Origin of the sequence: Burkholderia sp. MBR-1, assembly GCF_013822785.1 — a bacterium.
GTDB classification, from domain to species: domain Bacteria; phylum Pseudomonadota; class Gammaproteobacteria; order Burkholderiales; family Burkholderiaceae; genus Burkholderia; species Burkholderia vietnamiensis.
Map to the genome: position 1 here is coordinate 567947 of NZ_CP053610.1, position 19566 is coordinate 587512.

Consider the following 19566-nt stretch of genomic DNA (forward strand, 5'->3'; position numbering starts at 1 on the left):
CGGTCGAATTACGACCGACTGACACAGAAGTGCCGTTCGATATCAGGCGCATCCGGCAAGAATCTTTTTCATTCGGGCTGACATTTCGCGACGACGGCGTCTGCGATACTCGGACCGTGCCCGTGGTGCCGGGCCGCCCTCGCGGCCCCAAGGGCTTCGCGTCGCTCAGGAGACACCCCCCGCGACGTCAACGACAGACCAGAAGCTTCAGATATATAGCCATGTCTTCTTCACGCATCCTTGCTCCCGCTTTGCGTTCGCTCGTCCGCACCGCCGACGAAGCCGCCGCGATGATCCGTCCCGGCATGACCGTCGCGATGAGCGGCTTCACCGGCTCCGGCTATCCGAAGGCCGTGCCGGCCGCGCTCGCCGCGCACATCGAGGCGGCCCACGCCCGCGGCGAAACGTTCCGGATCAACGTGCTGACGGGCGCGTCGACCGCGCCTGAACTCGACGGCGCGCTCGCCCGCACCGACGGCATCTCGATGCGTCTGCCGTACCAGTCCGACCCGACGCTGCGCGACAAGATCAACAACGGCGAAGTCGATTACCAGGACGTCCACCTGAGCCACGTCGCCCAGTACGCATGGTTCGGCCTGTACGGCGATCTCGACGTCGCGATCGTCGAAGTCGCGGGCATCCGCGAGGACGGCCTGCTGATTCCGTCCGCGTCGATCGGCAACAACAAGACGTGGCTGGAGCAAGCCAAGCACGTGATCCTCGAAGTCAACTCGCGCCAGCCGCTCGGCCTGGACGGGATGCACGACGTCTATTACGGCACCGCGCTGCCGCCGCACCGCAAGCCGATTCCGCTCACGAAGAGCGACGACCGCATCGGCGAACCGTACCTGCGCTGCCCGGCCGAGAAGATCGTCGCGATCGTCGAAACCGACGCGCCCGATCGCAGCAACGCGTTCTCCGCACCGGACGCCACGTCGAAGCAGATCGCGACGCAACTGATCGACTTCCTGCGTCATGAAGTGAAGCGCGGCCGGCTGCCGGAAAACCTGCTGCCGCTGCAGTCGGGCGTCGGCAACATCACCAACGCGGTGCTCGCCGAACTGAGCACGGCCGGCTTCTCGAACCTCACCGCGTACACCGAGGTGATCCAGGACGGCATGCTCGACCTGCTCGACGACGGCACGCTGAGCTTCGCGTCGGCCACCGCGCTGTCGCTGAGCCCGCCGGCCGTGCAGCGTTTCGCCGACGAGATCGCGACGTTCCGCGAAAAGATCCTGCTGCGTCCGCAGGAGATCAGCAACCATCCGGAACTCGTGCGCCGCCTCGGCTGCATCGCGATGAACGGGATGATCGAAGCCGACATCTACGGCAACGTGAACTCGACGCACGTGATGGGCACGAAGATCCAGAACGGCATCGGCGGCTCGGGCGACTTCGCGCGCAACGGCTATCTGTCGTGCTTCATGTCGGCCAGTACCGCGAAGGGCGGCGCGATCTCGCGGATCGTGCCGATGGCGAGCCACGTCGATCATACCGAGCACGACGTCGCGGTGGTCGTCACCGAGCAGGGCCTCGCCGATCTGCGCGGCCTGTCGCCGAAGCAGCGCGCGCGCAAGATCATCGCGAACTGCGCGCACCCGGATTACCGGCCGATGCTCGAGGACTACTTCGAGCGCGCGTCGCGCGAGAGCTTCGGCAAGCACACGCCGCATCTGCTCGCCGAGTCGCTGTCGTGGCACGAGCGCTTCGTGCGCACCGGCTCGATGAAGGTCTGAGCCTGACCGGCGCGGAGTGGGGCGTGCGCCGCGCGTGCGCCCCCGCCGCGCCGTTAATTTGTCGCTTCCGCGCTGCATGCGCGGCGGGCGGCTCCAATCACGCCGCAACCCCTGCGGCGGCACGCACGCGTCGCGCTTGTATCGGAACGGTCGAGCGACTATCTTGCGGCTTCAAGTTCACTCGAGGCCAAGCATGAATCGTCTGGATATCGCCGAGGTCGCGCGCCGCTCGGGGCTCCCCGCCTCGACGCTGCGCTACTACGAGGAAAAGGGCTTGATCGTGCCGAGCGGACGGCATGGGCTGCGGCGTCAGTACGACGCGTCGGTGCTGGAGCGTCTCGCATTGATCGCGCTCGGCCGGGAAGCCGGTTTCTCGCTCGACGACATGCTGGCGATGTTCGGCGCGGACGGCCGACCGGCGATCGACCGCGCGACGCTCGAGCGCAAGGCCGACGAACTCGACCGTACGATCCGCCGCCTCGGCTCGGTGCGCGACGCGCTGCGACATGCAGCCGCCTGTCCGGCGCCGAGCCATCTCGAATGTCCGTCGTTTCGCAAGCTGCTGCGCATCGCCGCGCATCGCGCCCCGGCGCGCCGGACGAAACCGGATAGCCCTTGACGAGCCAGAACGGGCTAGAACGCCGTACGGCCCGTCATCCCGCGTGGTACACGCGGCATTCCATCTCGCGTCCTCGCACGACCCGCTTGCCGGCGAGCGCGCCGAGCGTCCCGGTGACGACGGTGCGCAACTGTTCGCGTTGCGTTGCATCGTAGAAATAGAGCGCGACCCAATCGGCGGTCGCGGACGGTTCCTGCGCGCGGGCAGGGCACGCGGCCAGTGCGGTGAAATGCCAGCCGCCCTTCGTCATGTGCATCACGGGCGGCGACACGCTGACGTCCGCGTTCAGGCGGCGCGGCACGAGGGTCGGCAGCATGCCGGCGGCCGCCTTGTTGCGGTACAGGCGATCGATATACAGCAGCAGTTCGACCGGCGGCTCGGTGCCGAGGCCGGCGTCGCGCGCATGGCCTTGCCAGCGTCGGCGGCGGCTCAACACGTCGTCGAGCGCGGCGCGGATGCCGGCCGCACGTCGCGGGCCGACGCCCGCGATCGCTTCGAGCTGGCCGCTGCGCGCGGCGCGCTCCAGCTCCTCGAGCGTATCGATCTGCAACTGGTCGTGAATGCGCAGCGCGAGCCCGTGGCCGATGCCCGGCACGGCCTCGAACGCGGACACGCGCTCGGCGTCGCCGCGCAACCGGTCGAGCAGACGCCAGCGGCCGCTCACCAGCAGTTCGGCGATCGCCTGCGCGACGCCTGCGCCGACTGCCGGCAGCGCGCCCAGCGCATCCACGCCGCCCGCGTCGAACCGCGCGCGCAGCGCTTCGTCGAGCGATTCGATCGTATCGGCGGACGCGCGGTAGGCGGCCACCCGATACGGATTCGCTCCCTGGTCGGCAAGCAACTGCGCGGCCTCGCGCAGATGGTCGGCGATCTGCCGGTTTTCCTCGTCGGTGTGGCTGATGGTCGTTTCCATGGCGCGGGACCGGGGCAAGCGCAAACGGGATGGACGCGGCGCGCAATGCGCCGCAGCACGCTTCATTTCAGCACATTGTCGCGGCCCGTGACGGATGGAAATTGACGCGCATCAACGGCGAACGTTGCGGGCGTGCGGCAGCCCACACGCGCGCGTTCGCACCGGTGTGCGGCGCGTCGCGCGTGGCCGCTTATGCGTCGAGGAACGACTGCGCGCCTTCAGCCTGCGCGGCCGTGCGCAACGTCGCGAGCGCGCGCTTCTCGATCTGCCGCACGCGCTCGCGCGACATTCCGGCGTCCTGCGCAATGGCGTCGTAGGTGTCGGGCTCGGCGCCGCCGAGGCCGAACCGGCGACGCAGCACGTCGGCCTCGGTCGGCGTGACCGAGCGCAGCAGCGAGCTCACGCATTCCCGCATGCGCATGTTCGCCAGCCGTTCGAACGGGCTCGCCGATGTCTGGTCCTCGATCAGGTCGACGAGGCCGGTTTCCGCGTCCGGCAGCGGCGTATCGAGCGACAGCGGCTCGGCAGGCAGCGCGAGCAACGCGCGCAGCTTGTCCTCGGCGAGGCCGGTGTCGGCGGCGAGCTCCGCCGGCGTCGCGCGGCGGCCGTGGCGCTGGCGAAAGCGCAGCGCATGCCGCTGCACGCGCTGCGACTGGTCGCCGACGTGCACCGGCACGCGGATCGTGCGCGAGCGGTCGGCCACCGCGCGCGCGACCGCCTGCCGAATCCACCAGGTCGCGTAGGTCGAGAACTTGAAGCCGCGCCGGTATTCGAACTTCTCGATCGCGCGCATCAGGCCGAGGCAGCCGTCCTGCACGAGGTCGGGCAGATCGACGCCGCGATTCACGTACTTGCGCGCGATCGACAGCACGAGCCGCAGGTTCGCTTCCAGCATCGCGCGCGTGCCGTCGCCCAGTTTCTGCTGGCCGTCGCGCAGCGCGGCGCCGAGCGCGCGCCGCGCGGGCGCATCGAAGCACGCCGCGTCGGTGCCGGCATCGCCGGCCGCGTTGGCGGGCGCGCGCGCCAGTGCATCGACGACGCGGCTCGCGTCGTCGACGGCCGGGACGGCCCAGCCAAGCTCGCCGAGCAGCGCGGCCACGCGGTTGCGCGCGTCGCGGTATTCGGCCGAACGGCAGCCCTGCGCGTGCAGCGCGCCGCGCAGCGTCGCGAGCGCGTCGCGCAACGCGTCCCGGCGTGCGGATGCCCGCGCGCGCGATTCGTCGTTCGGCGTGTCGTCGTCTTCGTCGCCGGCCGCGTCCGTCGCGCTCGCCGCGCCGTGGCGCGCCAGCAGCGCATCGACCGCCGGCGGGTAGCCGGCGAGCGCGTGCAGGATCTGATGGCGGCCCGTTTCAATTTCGCGCGCGAGCACGATTTCATCCTCGCGCTTGAGCAGCGGCACCGCATGGATACGACGCATGTAGAGCGCCATCGGATCGGTGGACGCACTCGCGCCGCGGGCGAGGTCGCCGAGCAGCGCGCGGCTCTCGTCGAGCGTGTCTCGATCGACGTCGACCGGCGTCGTGCCGACGAACGGCGCGGGCGCGGCCGGCTCGTCGAGCACGTCGATGCCGATGTCCGCGAGCGCGGCGCGCACGACTTCCAGCGCATCGGCGCTGTCGGTGTCGGGCGGCAGCGCGTCGACGAGGTCGGCGTGCGTCAGATATCCCTGCTCGCCGGCGCGCGCGAGCAGCTGGATGATCGGATCGAGGGGCGTGTCCGCCCGAAGCGTGGGGCGTGGCAGGGTCATGTCGATAGCGGCGTGAGCCGCGCTCCTGTATGGGCGGGCCGAAGGTCCGCGGGTTTCAGGTCGCCGGGGGCCGCGAACGCCCGTCCGCGCCGGCCAGCCTGACTCGATATCCAACGTGAGGGCGATCGCGCCAACTTCAATGTCGGCGCGGCAGACGCGCAAGCAGGCGGCGTGCCTGTGGGGCCGCATCGGCCCGATTCATGCGGCGAAACAAAAAGTCACCGATCAAACCCGCAGAAATATGTAGGGGACGTAAGCTAGACACAGGCGCGCGCCGCGCGGCGGCGCGCCGATTTCGTACGGAGCATTCGATGATTTCCCTTTCCGCTGCGAAGCGACCTGCGATGGCGTTGGTCATGCTTGCGCTGAGTGGTTGCTATTACACGGGGCCGTACGGTTATGCACCGTATTACGCACCGGCGCCCGCACTGCTGTCGCAGCGCGAGCTTCCCGTCGCGCCGGCGAGCGGGGCGTCCGCGGCTGCACCGGCGCCGACGCCGGCCCCCGCTCGGGCGCCTGCTCGGGCCCAAGCCCAGGTTCCGGCTCCAGCTCTAGCTCCAGCCGAGCCGCCGCCTGATTACACCTACGCGCCGCCCCCCGTTTATGTCGCGCCGGCCTACGTGCCGTATCCGGTCTATTACCCCGCGTACTATCCGGCGTACTACCCCGGCTGGTACGGGCCGCCCATCTCGATCGGCTTCGGCTTCCGCGGATACTGGGGCGGCGGGCACTGGGGCGGCGGGCACCACGGCGGCCATCGACACTGAAGAACGCGCGGCTGCACCGCGCGGGAGAGCACCATGAGCAAAACGATGATTCGAAGTCTGTGCGTCGTCCTGTTCGGCATCGCCGCGGCGCCGGGCATCGCCGCCGCGCAAAGCAGCGCCTACACGAACTCGGTCGCGGCGCTCTATGCCGGGCCGGCACCCGACTATCCGGTGGTCGCGCAACTTCCGCCCGGCACCGCGGTGGACGTGTTCGGCTGTCTGAGCGACTACTCGTGGTGCGACGTCGCGCTGCCTGGCGTGCGCGGCTGGATCGACGCGGAGCAGCTCGACTATCCCTACCAGGGCTACTACGTGCCGCTGATCGAATACGGCGCGATCGTCGGCGTACCGGTCACCGGGTTCGCGATCGGCGCGTACTGGGACCGCTATTACCGCAATCGCCCGTGGTTCCACGATCGCGATCGCTGGGAGCATCGCGCCGAGCCGCGCATCGGTCCGGGAGGGCTCCCGCCGGGACAGGGACACCCGCAGCCGGGCGGCCCGATCCAGCGCGCGCCCGGCGGCGCTCCGCCGCCGCAGCACGATACGCGGCCGTCGGCAACGCGCGGCGGCTGGGGTGGACCGAACCGCATGCCGGCCCCGCAGGCGATGCCCCAGCCGGCGCCGGTACCGCACGCGGCGCCGCAACCGGGCCCGGCAGCCGCACCGCACCCGGCGCCGCCACCCGGGCCCGGTCCAGCCATCGTGCGCCCGGCGCCCGGGCCGGGCGGCGGGCCGCGCATGCCGCCGCCGCAGGGAAACCCAGGCGGCGGCGGTTACGGCGGCCGGTCGCAAGGTGGCGGAAATGCCGGCGGCGGCCACGGCGGCGGTGTCGGCAACGACGAGTTTCGCCGCTGACACGCGGCGCCCGCGTTGCCGCGGGACGAAAAAAAGCCGCTCCGAAGAGCGGCTTGGGCAGCTTGCCGATCCGGCCGGCGGGCTGCGGGTGGGGCTCGGGTAGAGGCCGGGAACGAGCCCGTCTCGGCCCGTTCCCGGCCTCTAAGGCGACGGTCAGTCGTCGAGCAGCGACAGGTCGCGAACCGCGCCCTTGTCCGCCGACATCACGAGCTTCGCATAGGCCTTCAGCGCCGCCGACACCTTGCGCGGACGCGGCTGCGCCGGCTTCCAGCCCTTCGCGTTCTGCTCTTCGCGGCGGCGCGCGAGTTCTTCATCCGACACCAGCACGTCGATCGTGCGGTTCGGGATGTCGATGCGAATGCGGTCGCCGTCGCGCACGAGGCCGATCGCGCCGCCCGCGGCCGCCTCCGGCGAGCAATGGCCGATCGACAGCCCGGACGTGCCGCCCGAGAAGCGGCCATCGGTCAGCAGCGCGCATGCCTTGCCGAGGCCCTTCGACTTGATGTAGCTCGTCGGATACAGCATTTCCTGCATGCCGGGGCCGCCCTTCGGGCCTTCGTAGCGCACGATCACCACGTCGCCGGCCTTGACCTTGTCGTTCAGGATGTTCTCGACCGCTTCGTCCTGCGACTCGGTCACGTGCGCGGAGCCCTCGAACACGAGAATGCTCTCGTCGACGCCGGCCGTCTTCACCACGCAGCCGTCGAGCGCGATGTTGCCGGTCAGCACGGCGAGGCCGCCTTCCTTCGAGAACGCGTGCTCGTACGAGCGGATGCAGCCCTCGGCGCGGTCGAGGTCGAGGCTGGGCCAGCGCGTGTCCTGGCTGAACGCGACCTGCGTCGGGATCCCGGCCGGACCGGCCAGGTAGAACTTGCGCACCGCTTCGTCCTGCGTACGGACGATGTCCCACTGGTCGAGCGCATCTTTCAGCGTCGGCGCGTGGACCGTCGGCACGTCGGTGTGCAGCTTGCCCGCACGGTCTAGCTCGCCGAGGATCGCCATGATGCCGCCCGCGCGATGGACGTCTTCGATGTGGTACTTGTTCGTGTTCGGCGCGACCTTGCACAGCTGCGGCACGACGCGCGACAGGCGGTCGATGTCCTTCATCGTGAAGTCGATGCCGGCTTCGCGCGCGATCGCGAGCAGGTGCAGGATCGTGTTGGTCGAGCCGCCCATCGCGATGTCGAGCGTCATCGCGTTCTCGAACGCGTTGAAGCCGACCGAGCGCGGCAGCACGCGCACGTCGTCCTGTTCGTAGTACTGGCGGGTCAGCTCGACGATCCGGCGGCCGGCGCGCTTGAACAGCTGCTCGCGATCGGCGTGCGTCGCGACCACCGTGCCGTTGCCGGGCAGCGACAGGCCGAGCGCTTCGGTCAGGCAGTTCATCGAGTTCGCGGTGAACATGCCCGAGCACGAACCGCAGGTCGGGCAGGCGGAGCGTTCGACTTCGGCGACGTCGGCGTCGGAGTACGACTGGTCGGCTGCGATCACCATCGCGTCGACGAGGTCGAGCTTCTTCAGCTCGATGGTCTTGGTGACCGGGTTCGCGAGGCGCGTCTTGCCGGCTTCCATCGGCCCGCCCGACACGAAGATCACCGGGATGTTCAGGCGCATCGCGGCCATCAGCATCCCCGGCGTGATCTTGTCGCAGTTCGAGATGCAGACCATTGCGTCCGCGCAGTGCGCGTTCACCATGTACTCGACCGAGTCGGCGATGATGTCGCGGCTCGGCAGCGAGTACAGCATCCCGTCGTGGCCCATCGCGATGCCGTCGTCGACGGCGATCGTGTTGAATTCCTTCGCGACGCCGCCGGCAGCCTCGATCTCGCGCGCGACCAGCTGGCCGAGATCCTTCAGGTGGACGTGCCCGGGCACGAATTGCGTGAACGAATTGACGACCGCGATGATCGGCTTCGAGAAATCGTCGTCTTTCATGCCGGTGGCGCGCCACAGCGAGCGCGCGCCCGCCATGTTGCGGCCGGCGGTGGAGGTTTTGGAGCGGTATGTGGGCATTGTGATGGCTGAAGAAATATCGCGGAAAAGGGTGGAGGCACGGGGAATAAAGGCCTCTCTCGCGCCCGTGCGAACAACCTCTTGAGCTGCGCCCTGGGCAAACGGGGCAATTATCCCACAGCCGCCGGGCGTGCGCCGGCCGTGGGAGCGGGTGGTGGGGCACCGGGTTTGGCCATTCCATCGGCGATGAGCGGCCGCGGGCCGCGGCGCGCTGGGCAGGCCGTGTAGGCCGGCCCGCACCGCCACGCCTCACTCGACCAGCGCGAGAATCTCGTCGTACAGCGCCCGCGGAATCCGCACGCCGTGCGCGATGCTGCGCGCACGGGCGTCGAAGCGCCGCTGCGACGGCAGTCGCGCCCCTTGCGCGGTGATCGCGTCGAACAGCCGTTCGCCGCGCGCGAGACCCGCGTCGAGGTCGTCGCCGAGGAACACCTTCGGGTCGAACGCGACCACGAGCTCGCCGTGGCACGGCGTGGCGCCGACGCCGCCGTCGAACGCCAGCGACTCCTGACTCGTCAGGTCGCCGATCAGCGCGCCGCCGAGCAGCTCGACCATCGCCGCGAGCGCCGAGCCCTTGTGCCCGCCGAACGTGCGCATCGCGCCCCGCAGGGCGGCGTGCGGATCGGTGGTCGGCCGGCCGTCGGCGTCGATCGCCCAGTGCGGCGGGATCGCGTCGCCCCGTTTCGCGTGCAGCTCGATGTCGCCGCGCGCGATCGCGCTGGTCGCGAAGTCGAACACGAACGGCAGTCCGCCCGGGCGCGGCCAAGCGAACGCGATCGGATTCGTGCCGAACACCGGTTCGCGGCCGCCTTCCGGCGCGACCCAGCTGTGGCTCGGGTTCATCGCGATGCCGGCCAGCCCCTCGGCGGCGATCGCTTCGACTTCGGGCCACAGCGCCGAGAAGTGGTAGCAGTTGTTGATCGCCATCGCCGCGATGCCGTGTTGCTTCGCCATCCCGACGAGCACCGGCAGCCCCGTCTTGAAGCTCAGCAGCGAGAAGCCGCGATGCGCGTCGAGCGCGACGATCGACGACGACAGGCGTCGCAGCGTCGGCACGGCGCGTGGATCGACCTTGCCTTTCTTCAGCGTGCGCACGCATACGAGCAGCCGATACACGCCGTGCGAGTGGCACTCGTCGCGCTGGCCCTGCGTGATGACGTCGGCGATCGCATGCGCGTGCGCAAGCGACATCCCGTGGTGTATCAGCACCCGCAGCGCGAGTGCATGGACGTCGTCGAGCGCCAGCACGACGTCGGCGCGCGGCTCAGACATCGCGCGCTGCCCGCGGCGCCGGCACGCCGTCGATGCGTTGCGGCACGTTCAGCGGGTTGCCGTCGCGGAGCGCGTCGGGCAGCAGTGCGTCGGGCACGTCCTGGTACGACACCGGCCGCAGGAACCGCTCGATCGCGCGCGCGCCGACCGACGTGGTGCGCGTGTCGGACGTCGCCGGGAACGGGCCGCCGTGCACCATCGCGTGGCCGACCTCGACGCCCGTGCCGAAGCCGTTGACCAGAATGCGGCCGGCCTTGCGCTCGAGCGTCGGGCGCAGCGCGGCGAACAGCGGCGCGTCGTCGTGGGCGATGTGCGCGGCGATCGTCAACTGGCCTTCGAGCGACTTCAGCACGCGATGCAGCGTATCGGCGTCCGGGCAGCGCACGATCAGCGACGCGGGGCCGAACACTTCGTTGCGCAATTCGGGGTGCGCGACGAACGCGTCGGCCGACGTCGCGAACAGCGCGGCGCGCGCCTGATAGCGGCCGCCTTCGGCGCCTTCCGCAAGCAGCTCGACCGCGCCGTGCGCGCGCTGTGCGATCACGCCGCGCGTGTAGCTCGCATGCATGTGCGGCGTCAGCATCGTCTGCGCCGCGCTCGCCTGGATGGCGGTGACCGCCGCGCCCTCGAACGCACGCAGGGCCGGGCCGTCGATCGCGAGCACCAGGCCGGGGTTCGTGCAGAACTGGCCGGCGCCGAGCGTGAGCGACGCGACGAACTGCGTCGCGATCGCATCGTGGCGCGTGGCGAGCGCGGCCGGGCACAGCAGCACCGGGTTGATCGAGCTCATTTCCGCATAGACGGGAATCGGCTCGTGGCGCACGGCCGCGATGTGCATCAGCGCGACGCCGCCGCCGCGCGAGCCGGTAAAGCCGACCGCCTTGATGCGCGCGTCGGCGACGAGCGCCTGACCGATCTCGCGCGACGCGTCGAACAGCAGCGAGAACACGCCGGCCGGCAGCGTGCAGTCGCGCACGGCCTGCTGGATCGCGCGGCCGACGAGCTCGGACGTGCCCGGATGCGCCGAGTGCGCCTTGACGATCACCGGGCAGCCGGCGGCCAGCGCCGACGCGGTGTCGCCGCCCGCCACCGAGAACGCGAGCGGGAAGTTCGACGCGCCGAACACGGCCACCGGGCCGATCGCGACGTTGCGCAGCCGTAGGTCCACGCGCGGCAGCGGCTTGCGCTCGGGGCGCGCGGGGTCGATGCGCGCATCGATGTAAGCGCCGTCACGCAGCAGCGCCGCGAACAGCGCGAGCTGGCCGACCGTGCGGCCGCGCTCGCCTTCGATGCGCGCGCGCGGCAGCCCGGTTTCGACGACGCAGCGTTCGATCAGCTCGTCGCCGAGCGCGACGATGTTGCGGCCGATCGCCTCGAGAAACGCGGCGCGTTGCTCGGGATGCGTGTCGCGATAGGTGTCGAAGGCGGCGTCGGCGAGCGCGCATGCCGTGTCGAGGTCGTGCGGGTTCGCGCCGCCGAATGCGGGCGCGAGCGGCTCGCCGGTCGCGGCGGCGATCGCATGAAAGGTGCCGTTCTGTCCGGCGACGGCCGTCTGGCCGATCAGGAGCTGGCCTGTGAGTTGCATGGGGTTCCTTGGAAAATGCGGCGCCGCGCGCACTGCGTGCGGCCGGAGTGGAAGGGAGCGGAAAGCGGGGCGTCCGCCTTCGTCGTCGTCGAGCTGCAGCTCGTCGGCACGGATGCCGGTGCGGGCGCCCCAGTAATGGAGGACGAGCGCGACTGCCGCGACGACCGCCGTGTCGTACGGATGCGCGAGCCGGCCGATGCCGCCGAAGCCGCCGCGGAGCGGGGCAACGGGACGGGCGGATGGGCGTTGCCTTGGGCTGGCATGGGTGCGTCTCCTGGGATGTATCGGGGCCGGGGCCGGTGCGGGTGGCGGCCGGTCCGGACGAGCGGCGCGGGCGCCGGCCATTCATGCGCCGCGCGCGGCGCGCTGCGGCGAACGGGCTCGGCGCCGGCGATGCCGGGCACGCAAATGGCGAAGCGGCGGTGTGCCGCCGCCGCGCTGCCGGCAAGCGCCTGCCCCGCACGTTCGGCGGTTCGCCCGCTGACCGCTGACCAATGACGCACGGCCGGCGCGGTGCGCCGTGACGAAAGCGGCTTAACACCGCCCGCGCACCGGCCGGCTGCCGGGCGCGGCGCGAAGTCCGCCGCTTGTGGCCGACGTCCCGGCGCACCGCGTACGCCTGCCGCATCTCGATCGACGACCGGCGCGGCGACCTGCAACCAGTATCGCCGTGCCGGTGCCCATCACGCTTGAGCCGTATCGCGGAGCGGAATGACGAAATCGGCACAATGCGCGGCGCGCGTCCGGGCGGCGCCCGACGCTGTGCCGATTTCGTCGTCGGCCTCATCGAAAACCCACAAGCGGGCCGACGCGCGACGGAGGAAGCTATGCTCCTTTCCCATCTCGGACGGCTCATGATGAAGCGCATTCAGATCATCGATTCGCACACGGGCGGCGAACCCACGCGGCTCGTCGTGTCCGGCTTTCCTTCGCTCGGCAACGGCACGATGGCCGAGCGTCGCGACGTGCTCGCGCGCGAGCACGATCGCTACCGCACCGCCTGCATCCTCGAGCCGCGCGGCAGCGACGTGCTGGTCGGCGCGCTGCTGTGCGAGCCCGTGTCGCCCGACGCGGCGGCCGGCGTGATCTTCTTCAACAACAGCGGCTACCTCGGGATGTGCGGGCACGGCACGATCGGCGTCGTGCGCACGCTGCATCACATGGGCCGCATCGGGCCGGGCGTGCATCTGATCGAGACGCCGGTGGGCACCGTCGAGGCGACGCTGCACGACGACCTGTCGGTCAGCGTGCGCAACGTGCTCGCGTATCGCCATGCGAAGGCGGTCGAGGTCGACGTGCCGGGTTACGGCCCGGTGAAGGGCGACATCGCCTGGGGCGGCAACTGGTTCTTCCTGATCAGCGAGCACGGCCAGCGCGTCGCCGGCGACAACGTCGCGGCGCTGACCGCGTATTCGTCGGCGGTGCGCGCGGGGCTCGAGCGCGCCGGCATCACCGGCGCGAACGGCGGCGAGATCGACCATATCGAACTGTTCGCCGACGACCCCGAGCACGACAGCCGCAGCTTCGTGCTGTGTCCCGGCCATGCGTACGATCGCTCGCCGTGCGGCACCGGCACGAGCGCGAAGCTCGCGTGCCTCGCGGCCGACGGCAAGCTCGAACCGGGCGTCGTGTGGCGGCAGGCGAGCGTGATCGGCAGCGTGTTCCATGCGAGCTATGCGCTCGCCGACGGCGGCATCGTGCCGACGATTCGCGGCAGCGCTCACCTGAGCGCGGAAGCGACGCTATTGATCGACGAAGACGATCCGTTCGGCTGGGGCATCGTGTCGTGAGCGGGACGACGACCGACGTCGTGGTGATCGGCGCCGGCATCGTCGGCGCGGCATGTGCGCACGAGCTGGCGCAGCGCGGGCTGCGCGTGCTGGTGGTCGACGACGCCAGCGGCGGCGCGACCGGCGCCGGCATGGGCCATCTCGTCGCGATGGACGACAACGCGGCCGAGCTCGCGCTGAGCCATTATTCGATCGGGCTGTGGCGCGCGCTCGCCGACCAGATGCCGCAGGGCTGCGCGTACCGCAACTGCGGCACGCTGTGGCTCGCGGCCGACGCGAACGAGATGGATCTCGCGCGCGCGAAGCAGGCGACGCTCGCCGCGCACGGCGTGGCCGGCGAGCTGATCGACGCGGCGACGCTCGCGCGGCTCGAGCCGATGCTGCGCGCGGGCCTCGGCGGCGCGCTGAAGATCCCCGGCGATGCGATTCTCTATGCGCCCGTCGCAGCCAGCTGGCTGCTGCAGCGCGCGCCGGGCGTCGCGTTGCGCCGCGATCGCGCGGTGGCGGTCGACGGCGCGAGCGTGACGCTCGCGAGCGGCGACACGCTGCGCGCGCAGCGCGTGGTGGTCGCCAACGGCGTCGCTGCACGCGCGCTGTTGCCCGAACTGCCGTTGCGCCCGAAGAAGGGCCACCTGTTGATCACCGACCGCTATCCCGGCCGCGTGTCGCACCAGCTCGTCGAGCTCGGCTATGCGGCGAGCGCGCACGCGAGCGACGGCACGTCGGTCGCGTTCAACGTGCAGCCTCGGCCGACCGGCCAGTTGCTGATCGGCTCGTCGCGCCAGTTCGACACCGACGACGCGCGCGTCGAGCCGCCGGTGCTCGCGCGGATGCTGCGCCGCGCGGCCGGCTATCTGCCGGAGCTGGCCGACTTGAACGGCATTCGCGCATGGACGGGCTTCCGTTCGGCGAGCCCCGATGGCCTGCCGCTGCTCGGCGAGCATCCGGCGCGGCCGGGCGTGTGGCTCGCGGTCGGGCACGAAGGGCTCGGCGTGACGACCGCGCCGGGCAGCGCCCGGCTCGTCGCCGCGGCGATGACCGGCGAGCGGCCGCCCATCGACATCGAACCGTATTTGCCGGGACGTTTTCTCGCGACGTCCCCCGTAGCCGGAGCGCATTCTTCATGATCATTCATCTGGACGGCCGCGCGCTGATCGTGGCCGACGGCGCGACCGTCGCGGCCGCCGTCGCGGCGAGCGGCGACGATACGACGCGCGTGTCGTGCACGGGCGCCGCGCGTGCGCCGTTTTGCGGCATGGGAATCTGCCAGGAGTGCAGGATGACGATCGACGGCCGGCGCCGGCTGGCTTGCCAGACGCTGTGCCGCGACGGGATGCGGGTGGAGCGCACGCGATGAAACAGGAACGACTGAGCGTCGACGTCGCGATCGTCGGCGCGGGGCCGGCCGGGTTGTCGGCCGCGGGCGCCGCCGCGCGCAGCGGCGCGACGGTCGCGATCGTCGACGACAACCCGCGCGCCGGCGGGCAGATCTGGCGCCAGGCAGTCGACGCGACGCCGGCGCCGGCCGCCGCCGAACGTCTCGGGGTGCTGCGCCGGCCGAACGTCACGCATCTCGCAGCTACGCGGATCGTCGCCGAAACGCAGCCGGGCACGCTGCTGCTCGAGGACGACGAGCGCGGCTTGCTGCTGGAATTCCGCACGCTGATCGTCTGTAGCGGCGCGCGCGAGCTGCTGCTGCCGTTCCCCGGCTGGACGCTGCCCGGCGTAACCGGCGCGGGCGGCCTGCAGGCGCTGATCAAATACGGCCTCGACGTGCGCGGACAGCGCATCGTGATCGCCGGCAGTGGCCCGCTGCTGCTCGCGAGCGCGGCGACGGCCCGGCACGCCGGCGCGCGGGTGTCGCACGTGCTCGAACAGGCCGCGTGGCGCGATGTCGCCGGCTTCGGCGCAGGGCTGTGGCGCTGGCCGTCGAAGCTCGCGCAGGCCGCGAAGCTCGCCACGGCCGTCTATCGGCCGGATGCGTACGTCGTCGAAGCGTTCGGCGACCAACGGCTCGAGCGCGTGCGGATCCGGCAGGGCGAGCGCGAGTACGAGGTCGACTGCGATCGGCTCGCGTGCGGCTTCGGGCTCGTGCCGAACACCGTGTTGCCGAGCCATCTCGGCTGCCGGATCGAGCACGGCGCGGTCGTGGTGGACGCGCACCAGCGCACGAGCCGCGACGGCTGTTTCGCGGCGGGCGAATGTACGGGCGTCGGCGGCAGCGAGCTGGCGATGGTCGAAGGCGAAATCGCCGGTCATGCGGCGATCGGGCAGACCGCGCGGCTCGCCGCGCTGGTCGAGCAGCGCGCGCGTTGGCAGGCATTCGGCGATGCGGTGCGCGAGCGCTTTGCGATCCGCGAGCCGATCCGCCGGCTCGCACGGCCCGATACGCTGCTGTGCCGTTGCGAGGACGTGCGCTACGACGCCGTCGCGCCGGCCCACGGCTGGACGGCCGCGAAGCTGCAGACGCGCTGCGGGATGGGCGCGTGCCAAGGCCGCGTGTGCGGCGCGGCCGCGCACGCGCTGTTCGGCTGGACGCCGCCCGCGCCGCGCACGCCGCTCGTGCCCGCGCGGGTCGGCACGCTGATGCTCGACGATACCGATACGGCGTCCTGCGACGGCGTCTGAGCCGTCGCAGCGAAGCAGCACGCGGCGCGGCGCAGTTGTCGCGTCGCGCATCCCTCCGTTTGCCTTTTCCGTCTCGCTGCGACCGAGTGCCGCGCGAGCGCACTGCCGACAAACAATATATACAACGATATAATATTCCAACTGAAATCGTAGCGAGGGTACCGATGAACGCAGATTCCGTCTCTGGACTGCCCGAGCCCGACGAAATGCGCGCCGCCGCCGAGTCGGCGTGCGCGTTGCTCAGGGTGCTGTCCAATCCCGACCGGCTGCTGCTGCTGTGCGAACTGTCGCAGGGCGAGCGCTGCGTGAGCGATCTCGAAGCGCGGCTCGACATTCGGCAGCCGACGCTGTCGCAGCAACTCGGCGTGTTGCGCGACAACGCGCTCGTCCGAACGCGTCGCGAAGGCAAGAACATTCACTACTCGCTCGACAGCCCGGCCGCGATCGCGGTGATGGGTGTGCTCTACGAACAATTCTGCGGCCCGGCCGCGACGAGGAGGCGTCATGCAGATTGATACGTTTCATTTCACGCCGGCGCTATCGCTTGCCGGTGGTGTGCTGATCGGACTTGCCGCCGCGTGGCTCGTCGCGTTCAACGGGCGTATCGCGGGGATCAGCGGCATCGTCGGGGGGCTGCTCACGGCCCGCGGCGGCGAGCGCGCGTGGCGCGCCGCATTCGTCGCCGGGTTGATCGCCGCGCCGCTGATGATGCGCGTCGCCGGCAGCGGCGCGATGCCGCAGGTCAATGCCGGCTGGGGCGAACTGCTGGCGGCCGGGTTGCTGGTCGGCATCGGCACGCGCTATGCGGGTGGATGTACGAGCGGTCACGGGGTGTGCGGGTTGTCGCGCGGCGCGGTCAGATCGATCGTCGCGACGGCGGTGTTCATGGTGGCGGGTTTCGCGACCGTATTCGTGCGCAGGCACGTGCTCGGAGGCTGACATGCAGGCAGGATTTGCGTTTCTGGCGGGACTGCTGTTCGGCGCGGGGCTCATCGTGTCCGGGATGGCGAATCCGGAAAAAGTGCTCGGTTTTCTCGATCTGGCCGGTCGCTGGGATCCGTCGCTCGCGTTCGTGATGGCCGGCGCGATCGGCGTTGCCGTGTTCGCGTTCGCATGGGCGAAGCGCCGCACGCTATCGCTGCTCGGCTTGCCGATCCAGTTGCCGGCTGCGCGGGCGATTACGGTGCGGCTCGTCGCGGGCAGCGCCGTGTTCGGCATCGGCTGGGGGCTGGCCGGATTCTGCCCGGGGCCGGCGATCGTATCGGTCGGGTTCGGCTCGCTCAAGGGCAGCGCGTTCGTTGCCGCGATGCTGGTCGGGATGGTGTTGTTCGAATGGATCGAGCGGCGGCGGAACGCTTAGTGGCAGGGAGGCGGGGAGCGGGCGTGGTCGGGCGGTGTTCATCGCTGGGCGGTGACAGCGGTGGGGTCGCTCGTTTGAATTGCTTCTGCAGGTGCACGGACGCACGGTAACACGGCAGACGGCAGACGGCAGACGGCGCGAAACGCCGAGGGCACGCGGCAACACGGCGTACGGGGTCGTGACGACGCGGCCCGTCTATAGCCGCCGCGTTACGGCCGTTCACGCGCATGACGCGCGCCGAGCGCCTGCGCCACGCACCGCCGCAGCCATGCTTGCAACATCGCGAACATACCGGGCCGCGGCGCAGGTGGCGCGATGCTCGCGCCGCTCGGCCGCGAGCCGTCAGCGGACAACATCAGGTGGCCGGCCGTGTCGATCGCCATGCATTCGCCTTCGTCGAGCACGCGGCGCATGTACGGCGGCGTCTCGGGCAGCCAGTCGAGACCGCCGTGGCGCCAAGTGACCGCGAGCGCGCCGTCGAGCACGACGATCCGGCTGCCTTTGTCGAACCACGCAAAGTGGCTTTGCCCGGCGTCGAGCCGGATATGTTCCGTGCGCATGGCGAGTCGTTTTCCAGGTTCCGCGGCCCCGCGACGGCGGGACGATAGCGTGAGACAAGATTAAGAAAACGCGTGCGAGCGGGACAGATTCAGCGAGCCGCGATCTGTTGCGGTGCAGACGGCGATTTGGTCGCGCTGTATCGGTGGGTTTTCCTGACATCTGTATCTGGCGCCCGGGAAGGCGCGCGGGCACGATCGCTCGCATGACGCCCATCGACGCCCCGTCCCGCACGCCCTTGCCGATGACCGGCGCACCGCTCTATGAGCGGCTCGCCGAGCATTACCGCCGCATCATTGCGGCCGGCACACTGTCGCCCGGCGACCGGATGCCGTCGGTCCGCGCGTTCATGGCGCAACATGCGGTGAGTTTGTCGACCGCGATCCAGACGTTCCGGCGGCTCGAGGATACGGGCTGGTGCGAGGCGAAGCCGCGCTCGGGCTATTTCGTGCGACGCCGCGCCGCGGCGGCGCTCGGCACGTTGCCGGAAACCGAAGCGCCGCCGCTGAGTGTCGCGCCGCCGTTCGCGGGGCTGCACGAGCGCGTGTCGCGCGTAATCGATCGCGGCAATGCGGCGTCCGATGCGCTGAACCTCGGTGGTGCCTCCGCGTCGGCGACGCTCTATCCGGCCGAGCCGCTGCAGGCGCTCGCGATCCGGCTGCTGCGGCGCAAGCCGACGCTGCTGACCGATGCGGGGCCGGTGGGCGGGTCGCCCGAATTCCGGCAGACGATGGCCCGACGCGCGCTGTCTTACGGCGTGACCGTCGCGCCGGACGACGTGATGTCGACGAGCGGCGGTGTCGACGCGGTGAATCTCGCGCTGCGTGCGGTCGCGCAGCCCGGCGACACGATCGCGATCGAATCGCCGGCCTTCTTCGGCCTGATCCAGATGCTCGAGAGCCTCGGGCTGCACGCGCTCGAGATTCCGGCGAGCCCGACGACCGGGCTGTCGATCGAAGCGCTCGACGTGGCGCTGACCGCGTATCCGGACATCCGCGCCGTGGTGGTCGTGCCGAATCTGCAGAACCCGCTCGGCAGCGTGATGCCGGACGAGCGCAAGGCCGCGCTGGTCGCGCTGTGTTCGCGACACGGCGTTGCCGTGATCGAAGACGAACCGTACCGCGAGCTCGTCGAGGCGCCGCACGCGGTGAAGCCCGTCAAGGCCTGGGACCGCGACGGCACGGTGATCTACTGTCCGTCGTTCAACAAGGTGCTTGCGCCCGGCATGCGGCTCGGCTGGATCAGTGCGGGCCGCTGGCACGCGCGCGTGAAGATGCTCAAGTTCGCGCACAGCCGGCACAACGCGGCGTTGCTGCAGGCCGTCGCGGCCGAGTTCGTCGGCTCCGGCGCGTTCGATCGCCATCTGCACCGGTTCCGCGAACAGCTTCGCGTGCAGCGCGACGTGACGATCGATGCGATCGCGCGGCATTTTCCTTCAGGCACGAGAATGAACCGCCCGCCGGGCGGCATGCTTCTGTGGATCGCGCTGCCGGACGGCGTGCATTCCGAAGCCTTGTTCGACGTGGCGCTGGCCCAAGGGATACGGATTGCGCCGGGTTCGATCTTCTCGAATTCCGACCGCTTCGACGCGTACATTCGGCTTGCCTGCACGCGGGTATTCGATGCGGCGCACGAAGAGGCGATCCAAACGCTTGGCCGATTGATACGCGATGCGGCGGCCGCTGCGTAAGCGCGGGCGCCGGCTCGGCACGGGCGTAGC

At 70.5% G+C, this 19566-nt stretch carries 18 protein-coding genes; 12 read left to right on the forward strand and 6 right to left on the reverse strand.

Annotated elements, in window-relative coordinates; genetic code table 11:
- Positions 1 to 221 precede the first annotated feature (221 nt).
- Both MBR110_RS17405 and MBR110_RS17410 read left to right on the forward strand, forming a co-directional pair.
- Positions 222 to 1736 (forward strand): acetyl-CoA hydrolase/transferase family protein, encoded by a 1515-nt coding sequence (locus MBR110_RS17405; protein ID WP_011881980.1) that lies wholly within the window; start codon positions 222 to 224, stop codon positions 1734 to 1736.
- A 193-nt stretch (positions 1737 to 1929) separates the two neighbouring features.
- A complete protein-coding gene (locus tag MBR110_RS17410) occupies positions 1930 to 2355 on the forward strand; it encodes a helix-turn-helix domain-containing protein (RefSeq protein ID WP_011881981.1) in 426 nt (141 codons plus the stop codon).
- A gap of 34 nt (positions 2356 to 2389) precedes the next feature.
- Here MBR110_RS17410 and MBR110_RS17415 read toward each other — a convergent pair whose 3' ends face one another.
- Together MBR110_RS17415 and MBR110_RS17420 are read right to left on the reverse strand one after the other, a co-directional pair.
- Positions 2390 to 3268, reverse strand: a complete 879-nt coding sequence (locus MBR110_RS17415) for a helix-hairpin-helix domain-containing protein (RefSeq protein WP_011881982.1) — start codon at positions 3266 to 3268, stop codon at positions 2390 to 2392.
- A 190-nt stretch (positions 3269 to 3458) separates the two neighbouring features.
- On the reverse strand, positions 3459 to 5015 hold the full coding sequence (locus MBR110_RS17420) for a sigma-70 family RNA polymerase sigma factor (protein WP_181709440.1): 1557 nt from the start codon (positions 5013 to 5015) through the stop codon (positions 3459 to 3461).
- A gap of 311 nt (positions 5016 to 5326) precedes the next feature.
- Between MBR110_RS17420 and MBR110_RS17425 the strand changes: the two genes are divergently transcribed.
- On the forward strand, positions 5327 to 5782 hold the full coding sequence (locus tag MBR110_RS17425) for a hypothetical protein (RefSeq protein WP_011881984.1): 456 nt from the start codon (positions 5327 to 5329) through the stop codon (positions 5780 to 5782).
- A gap of 33 nt (positions 5783 to 5815) precedes the next feature.
- Entirely contained in the window at positions 5816 to 6640 is an 825-nt protein-coding gene (locus MBR110_RS17430; RefSeq protein ID WP_181709441.1) for an SH3 domain-containing protein, read from the forward strand.
- Positions 6641 to 6793: 153 nt separating this feature from the next.
- On the opposite strand, the gene ilvD is transcribed toward MBR110_RS17430, so the two are convergent.
- From ilvD to MBR110_RS17445, 3 genes are all read right to left on the reverse strand, one after another.
- On the reverse strand, positions 6794 to 8653 hold the full coding sequence (gene ilvD / locus MBR110_RS17435) for a dihydroxy-acid dehydratase (RefSeq protein WP_181709442.1): 1860 nt from the start codon (positions 8651 to 8653) through the stop codon (positions 6794 to 6796).
- Between the two features lie 249 nt (positions 8654 to 8902).
- Positions 8903 to 9925 carry an Ldh family oxidoreductase gene (locus tag MBR110_RS17440; RefSeq protein WP_034193846.1) on the reverse strand — a complete coding sequence of 341 codons (1023 nt, stop codon included), beginning with the start codon at positions 9923 to 9925 and terminating at the stop codon, positions 8903 to 8905.
- A complete protein-coding gene (locus tag MBR110_RS17445) occupies positions 9918 to 11510 on the reverse strand; it encodes an aldehyde dehydrogenase (NADP(+)) (RefSeq protein ID WP_181709443.1) in 1593 nt (530 codons plus the stop codon). The genes MBR110_RS17440 and MBR110_RS17445 overlap by 8 nt, the downstream gene beginning before the upstream one ends.
- An 857-nt stretch (positions 11511 to 12367) precedes the next feature.
- On the opposite strand from MBR110_RS17445, the gene MBR110_RS17450 reads away from it, so the two are divergent.
- The 7 genes from MBR110_RS17450 to MBR110_RS17480 all read left to right on the forward strand — a co-directional run bounded on the left by MBR110_RS17450 (position 12368) and on the right by MBR110_RS17480 (position 17288).
- Complete coding sequence (locus MBR110_RS17450; RefSeq protein WP_034193876.1) at positions 12368 to 13300, forward strand: 4-hydroxyproline epimerase; 933 nt, start codon at positions 12368 to 12370, stop codon at positions 13298 to 13300.
- Positions 13297 to 14427 carry an NAD(P)/FAD-dependent oxidoreductase gene (locus tag MBR110_RS17455; RefSeq protein ID WP_014725067.1) on the forward strand — a complete coding sequence of 377 codons (1131 nt, stop codon included), beginning with the start codon at positions 13297 to 13299 and terminating at the stop codon, positions 14425 to 14427. The genes MBR110_RS17450 and MBR110_RS17455 overlap by 4 nt, the downstream gene beginning before the upstream one ends.
- Positions 14424 to 14657 (forward strand): 2Fe-2S iron-sulfur cluster-binding protein, encoded by a 234-nt coding sequence (locus MBR110_RS17460; RefSeq protein ID WP_059734832.1) that lies wholly within the window; start codon positions 14424 to 14426, stop codon positions 14655 to 14657. Before MBR110_RS17455 ends, MBR110_RS17460 begins: the two co-directional genes overlap by 4 nt.
- Entirely contained in the window at positions 14654 to 15928 is a 1275-nt protein-coding gene (locus tag MBR110_RS17465; protein WP_181709444.1) for an NAD(P)/FAD-dependent oxidoreductase, read from the forward strand. The genes MBR110_RS17460 and MBR110_RS17465 overlap by 4 nt, the downstream gene beginning before the upstream one ends.
- Positions 15929 to 16092: 164 nt before the next feature.
- Positions 16093 to 16443, forward strand: coding sequence for an ArsR/SmtB family transcription factor (locus tag MBR110_RS17470; protein ID WP_045578098.1), 351 nt, complete (start codon positions 16093 to 16095; stop codon positions 16441 to 16443).
- Positions 16433 to 16867, forward strand: coding sequence for a YeeE/YedE family protein (locus tag MBR110_RS17475; RefSeq protein WP_014725065.1), 435 nt, complete (start codon positions 16433 to 16435; stop codon positions 16865 to 16867). The genes MBR110_RS17470 and MBR110_RS17475 overlap by 11 nt, the downstream gene beginning before the upstream one ends.
- Position 16868: 1 nt before the next feature.
- Positions 16869 to 17288 (forward strand): DUF6691 family protein, encoded by a 420-nt coding sequence (locus tag MBR110_RS17480; RefSeq protein ID WP_045578097.1) that lies wholly within the window; start codon positions 16869 to 16871, stop codon positions 17286 to 17288.
- Positions 17289 to 17497: 209 nt separating this feature from the next.
- Here MBR110_RS17480 and MBR110_RS17485 read toward each other — a convergent pair whose 3' ends face one another.
- Complete coding sequence (locus tag MBR110_RS17485) at positions 17498 to 17848, reverse strand: hypothetical protein (protein WP_045578096.1); 351 nt, start codon at positions 17846 to 17848, stop codon at positions 17498 to 17500.
- 203 nt (positions 17849 to 18051) lie between these two features.
- Here MBR110_RS17485 and MBR110_RS17490 point away from each other — a divergent pair, with 203 nt between their 5' ends.
- Positions 18052 to 19536 carry an aminotransferase-like domain-containing protein gene (locus tag MBR110_RS17490; protein WP_175994246.1) on the forward strand — a complete coding sequence of 495 codons (1485 nt, stop codon included), beginning with the start codon at positions 18052 to 18054 and terminating at the stop codon, positions 19534 to 19536.
- Positions 19537 to 19566: the final 30 nt, after the last annotated feature.